This window comes from Streptococcus mitis (assembly GCF_946190375.1).
Lineage (GTDB): Bacteria > Bacillota > Bacilli > Lactobacillales > Streptococcaceae > Streptococcus > Streptococcus mitis_CJ.
In genome coordinates this window covers 1-15,332 of record NZ_CAMIAF010000022.1, presented here as the reverse complement: position 1 = coordinate 15,332, position 15,332 = coordinate 1, and the positions used below count along the sequence as shown (strand labels likewise).

The 15,332-nt window shown below is 41.5% G+C and carries 16 protein-coding genes; all 16 read left to right on the top strand.

Going from position 1 to position 15,332, the window contains the following annotated elements; translation table 11 throughout:
- Positions 1-68: 68 nt before the first annotated feature.
- The 16 genes from N8M09_RS09650 to N8M09_RS09575 all read left to right on the top strand — a co-directional run bounded on the left by N8M09_RS09650 (position 69) and on the right by N8M09_RS09575 (position 15,231).
- Entirely contained in the window at positions 69-3,167 is a 3,099-nt protein-coding gene (locus N8M09_RS09650) for a pilus expression-regulating Snf2 family helicase (RefSeq protein ID WP_261065016.1), read from the top strand.
- Between the two features lie 47 nt (positions 3,168-3,214).
- Entirely contained in the window at positions 3,215-3,832 is a 618-nt protein-coding gene (locus N8M09_RS09645) for a divisome accessory protein ZapJ (RefSeq protein ID WP_016398587.1), read from the top strand.
- 10 nt (positions 3,833-3,842) lie between these two features.
- Positions 3,843-5,177: a UDP-N-acetylmuramate--L-alanine ligase gene (gene murC / locus N8M09_RS09640; protein ID WP_033677684.1), complete on the top strand. Its 1,335-nt coding sequence runs from the start codon at positions 3,843-3,845 to the stop codon at positions 5,175-5,177.
- A 9-nt stretch (positions 5,178-5,186) separates the two neighbouring features.
- Entirely contained in the window at positions 5,187-5,648 is a 462-nt protein-coding gene (locus tag N8M09_RS09635; RefSeq protein WP_261065015.1) for a GNAT family N-acetyltransferase, read from the top strand.
- Complete coding sequence (locus N8M09_RS09630; protein WP_261065014.1) at positions 5,645-6,139, top strand: GNAT family N-acetyltransferase; 495 nt, start codon at positions 5,645-5,647, stop codon at positions 6,137-6,139. The genes N8M09_RS09635 and N8M09_RS09630 overlap by 4 nt, the downstream gene beginning before the upstream one ends.
- 242 nt (positions 6,140-6,381) lie before the next feature.
- A complete protein-coding gene (gene mltG / locus N8M09_RS09625; protein ID WP_419991731.1) occupies positions 6,382-7,971 on the top strand; it encodes an endolytic transglycosylase MltG in 1,590 nt (529 codons plus the stop codon).
- 61 nt (positions 7,972-8,032) lie between these two features.
- Entirely contained in the window at positions 8,033-8,515 is a 483-nt protein-coding gene (gene greA / locus N8M09_RS09620; protein ID WP_261065012.1) for a transcription elongation factor GreA, read from the top strand.
- Positions 8,516-8,749: 234 nt separating this feature from the next.
- Positions 8,750-10,111 (top strand): amino acid permease, encoded by a 1,362-nt coding sequence (locus tag N8M09_RS09615; RefSeq protein WP_023938452.1) that lies wholly within the window; start codon positions 8,750-8,752, stop codon positions 10,109-10,111.
- A gap of 101 nt (positions 10,112-10,212) precedes the next feature.
- Positions 10,213-10,623: a GNAT family N-acetyltransferase gene (locus N8M09_RS09610; RefSeq protein ID WP_261065011.1), complete on the top strand. Its 411-nt coding sequence runs from the start codon at positions 10,213-10,215 to the stop codon at positions 10,621-10,623.
- 45 nt (positions 10,624-10,668) lie between these two features.
- On the top strand, positions 10,669-10,827 hold the full coding sequence (locus N8M09_RS09605; RefSeq protein WP_261065010.1) for a hypothetical protein: 159 nt from the start codon (positions 10,669-10,671) through the stop codon (positions 10,825-10,827).
- A gap of 147 nt (positions 10,828-10,974) precedes the next feature.
- A complete protein-coding gene (locus N8M09_RS09600; RefSeq protein ID WP_001107501.1) occupies positions 10,975-11,184 on the top strand; it encodes a helix-turn-helix transcriptional regulator in 210 nt (69 codons plus the stop codon).
- Entirely contained in the window at positions 11,174-11,647 is a 474-nt protein-coding gene (locus N8M09_RS09595) for a DUF6773 family protein (RefSeq protein WP_000797309.1), read from the top strand. Before N8M09_RS09600 ends, N8M09_RS09595 begins: the two co-directional genes overlap by 11 nt.
- Positions 11,637-12,125 carry a DUF6773 family protein gene (locus N8M09_RS09590; RefSeq protein WP_261065009.1) on the top strand — a complete coding sequence of 163 codons (489 nt, stop codon included), beginning with the start codon at positions 11,637-11,639 and terminating at the stop codon, positions 12,123-12,125. The genes N8M09_RS09595 and N8M09_RS09590 overlap by 11 nt, the downstream gene beginning before the upstream one ends.
- A gap of 115 nt (positions 12,126-12,240) precedes the next feature.
- Positions 12,241-13,701 carry a nicotinate phosphoribosyltransferase gene (locus N8M09_RS09585; RefSeq protein ID WP_261065008.1) on the top strand — a complete coding sequence of 487 codons (1,461 nt, stop codon included), beginning with the start codon at positions 12,241-12,243 and terminating at the stop codon, positions 13,699-13,701.
- On the top strand, positions 13,698-14,522 hold the full coding sequence (gene nadE / locus N8M09_RS09580) for an ammonia-dependent NAD(+) synthetase (protein ID WP_261065007.1): 825 nt from the start codon (positions 13,698-13,700) through the stop codon (positions 14,520-14,522). Before N8M09_RS09585 ends, nadE begins: the two co-directional genes overlap by 4 nt.
- A 157-nt stretch (positions 14,523-14,679) precedes the next feature.
- The gene (locus tag N8M09_RS09575; RefSeq protein WP_261065006.1) at positions 14,680-15,231 is read left to right on the top strand and encodes a GNAT family N-acetyltransferase; all 552 of its coding nucleotides are present in this window, start codon (positions 14,680-14,682) and stop codon (positions 15,229-15,231) included.
- The last annotated feature ends 101 nt before the right edge of the window (positions 15,232-15,332 follow it).

Below are 15,332 nucleotides of genomic sequence, written 5' to 3'. Positions count from 1 at the left end.
TCATCCTAGAAGGCTATTTTCATAGGGGAAAATATGGTATAATAAAAAGATAAGGTAAAGGTAAAAATATGGCTAAATTGATTCCGGGGAAAGTCCGTATCGAAGGCGTTGCCCTTTATGAAACTGGTAAGGTTGACATCATCAAGGAAAAGAATAATCGGCTCTACGCTCGCGTTGCAGAAGAAGAACTGCGCTATAGTTTAGAGGATGATTTGGTTTTTTGTGCTTGCGATTTTTTCCAAAAGAGGGGCTACTGTGTGCATTTGGCAGCGTTGGAGCATTTTCTAAAAAATGATGAGCGTGGTCAGGAAATCTTGCAGAGTCTAGAAGAAGGTCATGAAGAAAAAGAGGCCGTTGAAACCAAGGTGACCTTGGGTGGCAAATTTTTGGACCGAATCTTGTCTCCAAAATCAGAACGTGCCTATGAATTATCGGCTGTGGGGCAGGTGGAAGCAGGAACCAATCATATCTTGTGGACTCTGAGAATTGGCCAAATCAATAGCCAAAAATACTATGTCATTCGGGATATTCCACTCTTTTTAAGGATTGTCGAGCAGAGAAAGTCTTATATGATTGGCAAGATTTATGAGGAGTCTCTTTCTTGGGAAGCCTTTGATGAGGCCGGCCAAGAACTTCTGACTTTCTTGCGCGGATTAACGGAGGAAGGATTGGCTCCAGACCTCTTTTTTCAAAACCAAGGTCGGCACCTCTTTTTCCCTCTGACTTTTTTTGAGCAGGGTGTGAATTTACTGATGACCTTGCCGCATTTTCAATTTGATCATCAAGTGGATAGCTACCAGACTCTACTTTTTCAGGATATGCATGCTGATGCTAATCTATTTGCCTTTACAGTAACAGAATACTTAGATTATTTTGAAATGGAAATCAGTGAGATTCCTAGGGTCAATGTCTTTTATCAGGGAGCTGTGCTTTTCCATAAAGGACAGGTTTATTTTCTAACAGACCAGCAGATGCGTCTTCTCAAGGAAATTAAAGCGCTACCTGTGGATCAACAAGGAAAGAAATACCTGCAATTTGATAGCAGTGACCGCGATAAGTTAGCTTCCTGTCTGACTCTCTTTAACCAGATGGGGACCGTTTCATCTCCAGAACGGTTACAAATCAAATCCTTTGCGCCCTCTTTTTACTTTGATAGGGAAGAGGATAATCGGATTCGTTTAGAAATTCAGTTTGATTATGGGGATAGGCAGGTATCAAGCCGACAAGAGCTAGAAGAATTACCATTTTCGAGTGATGCGGACTTAGAAGAAAGAATTTTCCAAGTCTGTTTGACTGCGGGCTTTGAAGCCGATTTTCAATCTTGGCGTCAGGCACTAAAAGCGGAGTCTGTATATCATTTCTTTCACGAAATTATTCCGGTCTTTGAAAAACTCGGGCAGGTTGACCTATCAGACAAGTTAGCAGAACTTTATAGTCTAGCAAGTCCTCAAGTGCAGATTGCTTCCAAGGGAGGTCTCTTGGAAATCCAGTTTGATTTTCAAGATATTGCCCAAGAGGAAATTGATCAAGCCATGCAGGCCTTGGTTGCCAATCAAGATTTTTATATTGATTCGTCTAACCAAGTCTACTTTTTCGATGAAGAAACCAAGAAAATTCGCCAAAATTTACAGGAATTGGGGCAATTTGAATTAAAAGATGGGGCCTTACAGGCTCGGAAATCCTTGGCCTACAGTTTAGCCCATCTCTTTGAAGGACGAGATCGTGTTTCTTTTTCACAAGAATTCCAGAATCTGGCTCATGATTTGACGCATCCAGAGGACTTCCCTAGACAAGCAACTCAGGTTCAGGCTGATTTGCGAGATTATCAGGAAAAGGGAATCAGCTGGCTACAAATGCTCTATCATTATGGTTTTGGTGGGATTTTGGCTGATGATATGGGATTGGGGAAAACTCTTCAGACCATTGCTTTTTTGACCAGTCAAGTGACAAAAGAAAGTCGAGTCTTGATTTTAGCACCGTCAGGTTTGATTTACAACTGGGCAGATGAGTTTCAGAAATTTGCCCCACAGTTGGATGTGGCTGTTGTTCATGGTTTGAAAGCTAGTCGTGAGGAGATTCTTGCTGAAAGCCATCAAATCTATGTGACGAGCTATGCTACCTTCCGTCAGGACAGTGAGCTTTATCAGGGGATGGCCTTTGACTTCCTTTTCTTAGATGAGGCTCAGGTCATGAAGAACGCCCAGACCAAGATTGCCCAGACCTTGAGACAGTTTGTGGTGCCGTCAGTTTTTGCTCTGTCAGGGACACCGATTGAAAACCATCTGGGTGAGTTGTGGTCTATTTTCCAAATCGTCATGCCAGGACTTTTGCCAAGCAAGAAAGAATTTATGAAATTGCCAGCAGAGCGAGTGGCTCAGTTTATCAAGCCTTTCGTTATGAGGCGCAAGAAAGAAGAAGTGCTGACTGAATTACCAGACTTAATCGAAGTGGTTTATAAGAATGAACTGGAAGACCAGCAAAAGGCTATTTACCTAGCCCAGTTGCAACAGATGCGAGACCGTTTAGCTCAGGTGTCAGACCAAGAATTCCAACGAAGTCGAGTGGAAATCTTGTCTGGTCTGATGCGCTTGCGCCAAATCTGTGACACTCCTGCCCTCTTTATGGAAGATTATCAGGGAGCCAGTGGCAAACTGGATAGTCTCCGAGACCTGCTGGTACAGGTGGCAGACGGCGGACACCGTGTCTTGATTTTCTCGCAGTTTAAGGGAATGTTGGAGAAAATTGAACAAGAACTGCCAGACTTGGGATTGACATCCTTTAAAATTACGGGTTCAACCCCAGCCAAGGAAAGACAAGACATGACCAAGTCCTTTAACCAAGGGGAAAGAGATGCCTTTCTGATTTCCCTCAAGGCTGGTGGTGTCGGTCTGAATCTGACAGGTGCTGATACGGTTATTTTGGTTGACCTTTGGTGGAATCCTGCGGTGGAGGCGCAAGCCATTGGCCGTGCCCATCGGATGGGTCAGGAAGAAACGGTTGAGGTTTATCGCTTGGTGACCAAGGGAACCATTGAAGAAAAAATCCAGGAACTCCAAGAACAAAAGAAACATCTGGTGTCGCAAGTATTGGACGGAACAGAGTCACGTGGCAGTCTGACCCTAGCAGAAATTAGAGAAATTTTGGGAATTTCTGAAGCCAGCACTTGAAAAATCAAGACAATACGCTATAATGAAGTGTTGAAAGGAAATAGAAAATGAAACAAGAACGATTTCCATTGGTGTCAGATGACGAGGTCATGTTGACTGAAATGCCAGTCATGAACTTGTATGATGAGTCTGATCTGATCAGTAATATCAAGGGTGAGTATCGAGATAAAAATTATTTAGAATGGGCTCCTATTACTGAAGAGGCGCCAGTAAAACCGATTGAAAAGCAAGTCGAGAAACCTAAAAAAGCTCCTTTAGGGGTTAAAAAAGAAGGAAAGAGCTATGCAGAGGTGGCGCGTGAAGAAGCGCGTGCAGACTTGAAAAAGAAACGCTCTGCTAACTATCTAACTCAGGATTTCAGCCGTGCGAGACGTCATTCTAAATCAGGCCTTCTTAGACAGGGCAACCAACCGACAGCGCCTTTCCAAAAGGAAAATCCTGGTGAATTTGTCAAATATAGCCAAAAATTGACCCAGTCTCATTATATCTTGGCGGAAGAAGTTCATTCTATCCCTACCAAGAATGAAGAAGTGTCAGCACCTGCTCCAAAGAAAAACAACTATGATTTTCTAAAGAAGAGCCAAATCTACAATAAAAAAAGTAAACAAACAGAACAAGAACGTCGGGTTGCCCAAGAGTTGAATCTGACCAGAATTACAGAATAGGGGAGAAAACATGCCAAAGACATATCATTTTATCGGAATTAAGGGATCAGGGATGAGTGCCTTGGCCTTGATGTTGCACCAGATGGGGCACAAGGTTCAGGGATCAGATGTTGAAAAGTACTACTTTACCCAACGCGGTCTTGAGCAGGCAGGAATTACTATTCTTCCTTTTGATGAAAAGAATCTAGACGGTGATATGGAAATTATCGCTGGAAATGCCTTTCGTCCAGATAACAATGTCGAAATTGCCTATGCGGACCAAAATGGTATCAGCTACAAACGTTATCATGAGTTCCTTGGTAGCTTTATGCGTGACTTTGTTAGCATGGGAGTAGCAGGAGCGCATGGAAAAACTTCAACGACAGGTATGTTGTCACACGTCTTGTCTCACATCACAGACACTAGCTTCTTGATTGGAGATGGGACAGGTCGTGGTTCGGCCAATGCCAAATATTTTGTCTTTGAATCTGACGAATATGAGCGCCACTTTATGCCTTATCATCCAGAATACTCTATTATTACCAACATTGACTTTGACCATCCAGACTATTTCACAAGTCTCGAGGATGTTTTCAATGCCTTTAACGACTATGCCAAACAAATTACCAAGGGTCTTTTTGTCTATGGTGAAGATGCAGAATTACGTAAAATTACGTCTGATGCACCAATTTATTATTATGGTTTTGAAGCAGAAGGTAATGACTTTGTAGCTAGTGAGCTTCTTCGTTCAACAACTGGTTCAACCTTCACCGTTCATTTCCGTGGACAAGAATTGGGTCAATTCCACATCCCAACCTTTGGTCGTCACAATATCATGAATGCGACAGCCGTTATTGGTCTTCTTTACACAGCAGGATTTGATTTGAACTTGGTGCGTGAGCACTTGAAAACATTTGCTGGTGTTAAGCGTCGTTTCACTGAGAAAATTGTCAATGATACAGTGATTATCGATGACTTTGCCCACCATCCAACAGAAATTATTGCGACCTTGGATGCAGCTCGTCAGAAATACCCAAGCAAGGAAATTGTAGCAGTCTTCCAACCGCATACTTTTACAAGAACCATTGCCTTGTTGGACGAATTTGCTCACGCTTTGAACCAAGCGGATGCTGTTTACCTAGCGCAAATTTATGGGTCAGCTCGTGAAGTAGATCATGGTGATGTTAAGGTAGAAGACCTAGCCCAAAAAATCAACAAAAAACACCAAGTGATCACTGTTGAAAATGTTTCTCCACTCCTTGACCATGATAATGCAGTCTATGTCTTCATGGGAGCAGGAGACATCCAAACCTATGAATACTCATTTGAGCGTCTCTTGTCAAACTTGACAAGTAATGTTCAATAGGATGTTCTCATGGAAATTCCAATTAAGATTATTCAGGCAAGTAAGTCTGATTTGGCTGAGATAGAGGCACTTCAAACTTCGTCTTATCCAGCTGAAAAGCAGCAACCTTCCCATATCTTAGAAGAAAGTATCCGTAAGTGTGCGGATACCTTTCTTCTAGCTAGGGATGAAAATCAACTTTTAGGCTATATTCTATCAAGTCCTCAGTCAGACAATCCGCAATGTCTAAAAGTACTTTCTTTAGTCATTGAGTCTGACCATCAGAGACAGGGCTTGGGAACACTTCTTCTTGCAGCCTTGAAAGAGGTGGCAGTTGAGCTGGAGTACAAGGGGATTCGTTTGGAGAGTCCTGATGAGCTGCTTTCCTATTTTGAAATGAACGGTTTTATTGATGAAGAAACCTCCCTTTATGTAACTAGCCAGGGTTTTAGTATGATTTGGTTTAATCCCTTTTATCTGGAGGTACAATGAAAATCAGACAAGCAAAATTAGAAGATTTGGACCGGATTGTTGAGATTGAACTAGAAAATTTCTCGATTGAAGAAGCCATTCCTCGCTCTGTTTTTGAGGCACATTTGCGAGAAATTCAGACCTCGTTTCTGGTTGCAGAAAAAGCAGGCAGGATTATGGGTTATATAGAAGGGCCAGTTGGCCCCCACCGCCATCTGCAAGACCAGTCTTTTACAGAAGACATAAAAGACTATAGTCATGAGCCTGGTGGATATATCTCTGTGACCTGTCTGTCGATTGCCAAGGAGGCACAGGGCCTCGGACTGGGTCAGAAATTGCTAACAACCTTGAAAGAACTGGCTCTTGAAGATGAGAGAGAAGGCATTAACCTAACCTGTCATGACTATCTCATCTCCTACTATGAAAAACACGGATTTGTCAACGAAGGCTTGTCCCAGTCAACCTTTGCAGGGGAAACTTGGTATGATATGGTCTGGGAAGCTAAAAAATAGGCAAGACAAGGCATCATAGGTTGCTTTTCCTAGACTTTTAAGATATAATATTATGGATTGTCAACGAGGAGGAAAAACTTTTGAGTGAAAAGTCAAGAGAAGAAGAAAAATTAAGCTTTAAAGAGCAGATTTTACGAGATTTAGAACGAGTTAAAAAATATGAAGAAGATCAGGAAGAAGTTGATTTAGCTTCAATAAAACCCCAATTTTCTTCTAAAAATGACCAGTCGATAGAAGAGCTAATGGAAGATTCTCTATCAGCTGTAGAGGAGATTATGAGAAAAGCTCCTACCGTGCCTACTCACCCAAGTCAAGATGTACCAGCTTCTCCAGCAGATGAGATTCAAAGAGAAACTCCTGGTGTTCCAAGTCATCCAAGTCAAGATGTGCCTTCTTCTCCCGCAGAAGAGGCTGTAAGACAAGCTCCACTTGCTCCTAGTCATCCGAGTCAAGAAGGACCTTCTACTCCATCAGCGGAGGGAGTATCAAGACCAACTCCAGGACCTGTTAGTCCTAAAAAAGTAGAAAAGGAATTTAATGAAATCCCAACGAGGGTAGCTGTTTCTTATAAGACAGAAGCTCAGAGAGAGGTAAAAAGAGAAGTTCCTACTTCAAAACCAGTAGTGGAAAAGAAAGTTGTAGAAGAAATGCCTGAAACTCCACGTCGTAGCCGTAGAGAGGGAGCGAAACCCGTTAAGCCTAAGAAAGAGAAAAAATCTGGCTTCAAGGCCTTCTTCATTTCTCTACTGATTTTCCTTGCCTTGATTTCGGCAGGTGGTTACTTCGGTTATCAGTATGTTCAGTCATCTTTACAGCCTGTGGATGCTTCATCTAAACAATATGTGACAGTGCAAATCCCAGAAGGAGCTAATGTTCAAACAATTGGTTCAACTCTTGAAAAGTCTGGTTTGATTAAACACGGAGTGATTTTTGCTTTTTATGCGAAATATAAAAATTATTCAGATTTGAAGTCTGGCTATTACAATTTGCAAAAGAGCATGAGTACAGAAGATATCATCCACGAACTACAAAAAGGTGGAACAGCTGAAGCTCAAGAACCTGTCCTTGCGACTTTGACAATTCCAGAAGGTTATACGATTGATCAAATGGCACAAGCGGTAGGTCAATTGCAAGGGGACTTCAAAGAGCCTTTGACAGCGGATGCTTTCCTAGCAAAAGTTCAAGATGAGAACTTTATCAGTCAAGAAGTTGCCAAATATCCTAGTCTACTTGAAAGCTTGCCTACAAAGGAAAGTGGAGCTCGTTACCGTTTGGAAGGATTCCTTTTCCCAGCTACTTACTCTATCAAGGAAAGCACAACTATTGAAAGCTTGATTGATGAGATGTTGGTAGCTATGGACAAGACTTTGGCACCTCATTACAGTACGATTAAGTCTAAGAATTTGACGGTCAATGAATTGCTGACCATTGCTTCTCTTGTCGAAAAAGAAGGAGCTAAGACTGACGATCGTAAGTTGATTGCAGGTGTATTCTACAATCGCTTGAATCTTGGTATGCCACTTCAAAGCAATATTGCCATCTTGTATGCTCAAGGCAAACTTGGTCAGAAGATTAGTCTTGCCGATGATGCTGGAATCGATACATCGATTAATTCACCATACAATGTTTATACAAATCTAGGCCTCATGCCTGGTCCAGTAGATAGCCCAAGCTTGGATGCTATCGAGTCAAGTATCAATCAGACTAAGAGTGAGAACCTTTACTTTGTTGCAGATGTGACAGATGGTAAGGTCTACTATGCTAGCAATAAAGAAGAACATGATCGGAATGTTGCTGAACATGTCAACAGCAAGTTAAACCAAACAAACTAAAATTATGTGATGCTTCACATAATTTTCTTTAGAGAATATCATTAGAAGAAAGTTGAGAAAAATGGCAGAAAAAACATATCCTATGACCCTTGAGGAAAAGGTAAAACTGGAAAAAGAATTAGAAGAATTGAAATTGGTCCGCCGACCAGAAGTGGTAGAACGCATTAAAATTGCTCGTTCATACGGTGACCTTTCTGAAAACAGTGAATACGAAGCAGCTAAGGATGAACAAGCCTTTGTCGAAGGACAAATCTCTAGCTTGGAAACAAAAATCCGTTACGCTGAAATCGTCAATAGCGACTCAGTTGCCCAAGACGAAGTAGCGATTGGTAAAACAGTCACCATCCAAGAAATTGGTGAGGACGAAGAAGAAGTTTATATTATCGTAGGCTCAGCTGGTGCGGATGCCTTTGCAGGTAAGGTTTCAAATGAAAGCCCAATTGGACAAGCCTTGATTGGCAAGAAAACAGGTGACACAGCAACCATTGAAACGCCTGTTGGTAGCTATGATGTAAAAATTTTGAAGGTTGAAAAAACAGCCTAAAACAGAAGAAAGGAGTGGGGAGGCTGTGCGCTTCACTCACTCCTTTTTCCATTTTGCTACTCTTCGAAAATCAAATTCAAACCACGTCAGCGTCGCCTTGCCATATGTATGTGTTACTGACTTCGTCAGTTCTATCTACAACCTCAAAACAGTGTTTTGAGCAGCCTGCGGCTAGCTTCCTAGTTTGCTCCTTGATTTTCATTGAGTATAAATTAAATTGAAATTGGAGACTATATGAGTTCAAAGAAAAAAAACAAGATGGAGCGTGGTCTGACCAATCGTCACGTGCAGGTTATGGCCATTGCAGGAACAATCGGAACAGGACTCTTTCTGGGAGCAGGTCGCTCTATCAGCCTAACAGGTCCTTCCATTGTACTGATTTATATGATTACTGGGGCCTTCATGTTCCTCATGATGCGTGCGGTTGGGGAAATGCTCTACCAAGATCCTGAGCAACATACCTTTATCAACTTTATCACGCGTCATTTGGGTAAGGGCTGGGGCTATTTCTCGGTTTGGTCTTACTGGCTATCTGTTGTCTTTATCGGTATGGCGGAAATCACTGCTATCGCACATTATGTGCAATTTTGGTTCCCAACTTGGCCAAGTTGGATGATTGAGATTGGATTTTTGACCATTCTAGCCTTGGTTAATCTGATTGCGGTTAAGCTCTTTGGGGAAGTTGAGTTTTGGTTTGCGATGGTTAAGATTGTGGCTATTTTAGCTATGATTGCAACAGGAGTCTTTATGGTCTTGACAGGCTTTAAGACACCTCATGGAGTAGCAAGTTTGGCCAATATTGCTGATAATTTCTCCCTCTTCCCAAATGGAGGTGTCAACTTTGTCATGGCCTTCCAGATGGTTTTCTTTGCCTACCTCATGATTGAGTTTATCGGGGTAACGACTTCAGAAACAAAAAATCCACGTCAGGTCTTGCCAAAAGCCGTTAAGGAAATTCCTTTGCGTATCGCCTTTTTCTATGGGGGTGCCCTCTTAGCCATCATGGCTATCATTCCATGGCGTGAACTGGCTTCTGCTGATTCACCTTTTGTTACAGTATTTGAATTGGCCGGTGTCAAGTGGGCAGCAGCCTTGATTAACTTCGTCGTTTTGACCTCAGCAGCATCTGCTCTTAACTCAACCCTTTATTCAACAGGGCGCCATTTGTATCAGATTGCTCATGATTCGCCAAATCGCTTCCTAAAAGCGATCAAGGCAGATACCCTTTCTCGCCACAATGTGCCACAAAATGCCATCATCGCCTCAGCGATTTTGATTGCCCTAGCAGCCTTTATCAACGTCTTGCCAGGAGTTTCGGATGCCTTTGCCTTGATTACGGCATCATCATCAGGTGTTTATATCGCTATTTATATCTTAATCATGGTGGCTCACCTTAAATACCGCAAGTCACCAGACTTTATGGCGGATGGCTATCTCATGCCCCATTATCGTTTCCTAAATCCTTTAACCATGCTCTTCTTTGCCTTTGTCTTTGTAACCCTCTTTTTACAAGAGTCTACCTTTGTAGGAGCAATCGGCTCAGCTATCTGGATTATCGGTTTCGGTATTTATAGCCAGTGGAAATTTAGAAAATAGATTAAAGACTCATCAACTCAGGTTGGTGGGTTTTTGCTAGTTTGACAGTCTTTTGAAATAAGACTATAATACAAGCTGTATCAGTTTTCAAGGAGGTTTGGATGTACTTTAGATTGGAAAATAAGGAGTCTCAGAAAGCACAAGAAATTGGGAATTTGATTCGTGCTTATAACCGTTCAAAAAGAGAAGAGGCTGAAAGTGAGCCACTTAATCTTTATGTCGAAGATGAAAAGGGAAATCTCCTGGCAGGTTTGATAGCAGAGACTTTTGGAAATTGGCTAGAAATCGAGTATTTATTTGTAAAAGAAGAACTGAGAGGGCAAGGAGTCGGTTCAAACCTATTGCAGCAAGCAGAAACTGAAGCTAAGAATCGAAACTGTCGTTTTGCTTTTGTCAATACTTACCAGTTTCAAGCTCCAGATTTTTATAAAAGGCATGGCTACAAGAAAGTCTTTACCTTACAAGACTATCCCTACATTGGGCAAAGATATTATTACCAAAAGGATTTGTAAGGAGAAGATGAAAGTATAAGGCAAAGAGGGGTTCTTGACATAAGTATGAAAGGGATTCTCGATAAATACCAGTTAAATTCTACAAATTGTGTCTTTCTAGACGATATGGAGGACAATAAAATGGCAACTGAGAAATTGGTAATTAAGGTCTATAAGGTTAAGAAAAGAAGTGATGTCGTTGATATTTTGAAATCCTATATTTAAACTTAACACTCTCTATTTTTTATGGTAGAGAGTTTTTTGTTAATAAAATTTTACAAAATGACATTTATATATTGCATTAAGTTAGATATATGGTATAATATTTTTGAAAAGAAGCGCAACTTTTTAAAAAATAGAAGGAGGATGCTAGTGGCTAAAAATTTAAAGTTAAAACTAGCTCGTGTGGAGCTTGATATGACACAAGGTGATTTGGCAGAAGCTGTGGGTGTTACGAGGCAGACTATCGGCTTGATAGAAGCAGGGAAATATAATCCTAGTCTCTCGCTCTGTCAGTCCATATGCAGATGCTTAGGCAAAACGTTAGACCAACTATTTTGGGAGGAAGAAGATGAAAAATAGAAAAAAACTTGTTATCAAAGATGAACGTACGGAAAAATTGGATGGAAATATTTCAGGAGAAATTCTCTTGGGTATGTACCTATTTTTGGCACTGGAAATTTTTGCCAAAGTTTATATTTTTAATTTAACGCTTCTATCCTATTTACCAGAATTACTTTTATTGATTGGAGTCGGTTTGTATGCCATTATTCGCCGCATGTATGTAGGAATTGATATTCGAGATATTGTTGAGAATACTGGAAAAGAAAGAATTTTATCTGCTTTGGGATTTTCTATAGTGATTTTATTGATTGATATCGTAGGAAATCGCGAGGAACTGGTCAATCTATTGACTTGGAAGTACTCCCTAAAAGTGGTTCTAGCAGTTATCATCTATCTCGTTGGGAGTTATTCTATGGACCGAGTGATTCTATACTTGAATCGCAGAAATCAGCAAGTTTGGGAGGAAGAAGATGAAAAATAGATTTTTTTATTATCAATTACTAGACGAAAGAGAAGAACAACTGATCAATAAAGCGGGGGCTGAAAGTTTCTATATCTCTATAGCTTTCTTGCTTTTATCTTATATGATTGCAGTATTGGCACCAAGCCTTTTTAATCCTAATATGCTGCTTATCGTTATCATCATAGGGACATTTTACTTTTTTAACCGTGCTCGAAATCTCGGAGTGACCTATTATAGCCGATTTCATTTTACGATTTTGGGATGCTTACTAGTGACTCTTGCAATTACAGCCATCTTGATGCTCCAGAACTACCAGTTCAATGTTGAGATTTATCAGCATAATCCTTTGAATTTTAAATATCTGTCTGCTTGGATCCTTACTTATCTTCTTTATCTTCCATGGGTTTTTATTGGAAACCTAACTTTAAGAAATTTTGGTGAATGGGCTCAGAAAAAGTTTGAACAGGATATGGATGAACTGGAGAGTGGTAAATAGCTTGTTACTCTTTTCTCAATCCAGCTAAAATGTGATATAATAGTACTAATTTATTGGAATACATGAAAGTTTTTGAAAATTTTCATGGGTTTCTAGCTAAGGAAGTAGGAAAAGTATGTATCCAGATGATAGTTTGACATTGCACACGGACTTGTACCAGATTAACATGATGCAGGTTTACTTTGACCAAGGGATTCACAATAAAAAGGCGGTCTTTGAGGTGTATTTCCGCCAGCAGCCTTTTAAGAACGGCTATACGGTTTTTGCAGGTTTGGAAAGAATTGTGAACTATCTTGAAGATTTGCGTTTTTCAGATAGTGATATAGCCTATTTGGAGTCGCTAGGCTATCATGGGGCATTCTTGGACTATCTCCGCAATTTCAAGTTGGAGTTGACGGTTCGTTCTGCCCAAGAAGGGGACCTGGTTTTTGCTAATGAACCGATTGTACAGGTGGAAGGCCCTCTAGCCCAATGTCAATTGGTCGAAACGGCTCTTTTGAACATCGTCAACTACCAGACATTAGTAGCGACTAAGGCAGCTCGTATTCGTTCGGTCATCGAAGATGAACCTTTGATGGAGTTTGGAACACGTCGGGCGCAAGAAATGGATGCGGCTATCTGGGGAACACGCGCAGCGGTGATTGGTGGTGCTAATGGAACTAGTAACGTACGTGCGGGTAAACTCTTTGACATTCCTGTCTTGGGGACCCATGCCCATTCTTTGGTACAGGTTTATGGTAACGACTATGAGGCTTTCAAGGCTTACGCTGCGACCCACAAAAATTGCGTTTTTCTTGTGGATACCTATGACACCCTTCGCATCGGAGTTCCAGCTGCCATTCAGGTGGCGCGTGAGCTAGGTGACCAGATTAACTTTATGGGTGTGCGGATTGACTCTGGGGATATTGCCTACATTTCCAAGAAAGTTCGTCAGCAACTAGACGATGCTGGATTTACAGAGGCTAAGATTTATGCTTCTAATGATTTGGACGAAAATACTATCCTCAACCTCAAGATGCAAAAGGCCAAGATTGATGTCTGGGGTGTGGGTACCAAGCTGATTACGGCCTATGACCAGCCAGCTCTTGGGGCAGTTTATAAGATTGTTGCGATTGAAGATGAAAATGGCCAGATGCGTAATACCATCAAGCTGTCTAATAATGCGGAAAAAGTGTCTACGCCAGGTAAGAAGCAGGTGTGGCGCATTACCAGTCGTGAAAAAGGCAAGTCAGAGGGTGACTACATCACTTATGACGGCGTAGATGTTGCCAGCATGACAGAAATCAAGATGTTCCATCCGACTTATACCTACATCAAGAAGACCGTTCGTAATTTTGATGCTGTTCCTCTCTTGGTGGATATCTTCAAAGACGGAAAATTGATTTATAATCTGCCTAGCTTGACTGAGATTCAGGATTATGCTCGTAAGGAATTTGACAAGCTTTGGGATGAATACAAGCGCGTGCTCAATCCGCAGCATTATCCAGTGGATTTGGCGCGTGATGTATGGCAGGATAAGATGGACTTGATTGACAAGATGCGCAAGGAAGCCCTTGGTGAAGGAGAAGAAGAATGAGTTTGCAAGAAACGATTATCCAAGAGCTGGGTGTCAAACCAGTGATTGATGCCCAGGAAGAAATCCGTCGTTCTATTGATTTTTTAAAAAGATATCTGAAAAAACATCCCTTCCTAAAAACCTTTGTACTAGGAATTTCTGGAGGACAAGACTCGACTTTGGCAGGTCGATTGGCCCAACTAGCTATGGAAGAACTGCGCGCAGAGACAGGAGATGATAGCTACAAATTTATCGCTGTCCGCCTGCCATATGGAGTGCAAGCTGATGAAGCAGATGCTCAAAAAGCCCTAGCATTCATCCAGCCAGATGTCAGTTTAGTCGTCAATATCAAGGAATCAGCTGATGCCATGACAGCTGCAGTTGAAGCGACAGGTAGTCCTGTTTCGGACTTCAACAAGGGGAATATCAAGGCTCGTAGTCGTATGATTGCTCAGTATGCCCTTGCTGGTTCCCATAGCGGAGCGGTCATTGGAACAGACCATGCTGCGGAAAATATCACAGGTTTCTTTACCAAGTTTGGTGACGGTGGTGCGGATATTTTACCCCTGTTCCGCCTCAATAAACGCCAAGGAAAACAACTATTGAAGGAACTTGGTGCAGACCCAGCCCTTTATGAAAAAATCCCAACAGCAGACCTAGAAGAAGACAAACCAGGCCTAGCTGACGAAGTAGCCCTCGGAGTCACCTATGAAGAGATTGACGACTACCTAGAAGGCAAAACAATCAGCCCAGAAGCCCAAGCAACAATCGAAAACTGGTGGCACAAAGGTCAACACAAACGCCACCTACCCATCACCGTATTCGATAACTTTTGGGAGTGAAAACCTCCAGTGGAGGTTTTCAGCCTCTCACCTTGAAATAAGAAAGTGTGAGAAGGTCCGGTGGACCTTTTTTGCTTATTACCTTGAAATTCAAAAGCAAAGTAAATTTAAATTGAGGTTGGGCAGAGAATCATCTATCAGAAAGCGAGGTAGTGTCATGAAATCAATCGGTACGCAAACGTTACAGACAGATCGTTTAATCTTGCGAAGATTTGTGGAAAGTGATGCAGAAGCCATGTTTCAGAATTGGGCTTCATCTGCTGAGAATCTAACCTACGTCACCTGGGATCCTCATCCTGATGTCGAGGTGACTCGAAACTCCATTCGTAATTGGGTTACCTCCTATACAAATCCCAACTATTACAAATGGGCCATTTGTCTCAAAGAAAATCCGGAGAAAGTTATAGGAGATATCAGCATCGTTACAATAGATGAGAACGATTCTTCTTGTGAAATTGGCTATGTGCTAGGAAAGGTTTACTGGGGAAATGGTATAATGACGGAGGCCGTGAAAGCTGTCTTGGACTTCTGTTTTATTCTAGCAGGTTTTCAAAATGTCAGAGCTCGATATGCCAGTCTCAACCCAGCTTCAGGTCGTGTCATGGAGAAGGCTGGAATGTCCTATCTAAAAACTGTTGCAAATGGGGTGGAGAGAAAGGGCTATCTTGCGGACCTCATTTATTACCAGATAAGTAAGAAGGATAGATAAGCTTAACATTTATTGCTTATCCGCTGTTCTTATTTTTTTATTTACTATTTCATTTATCCTTTCTTTTCCGAATAAATAGATAGAGTCAGTGAATCTAGTAA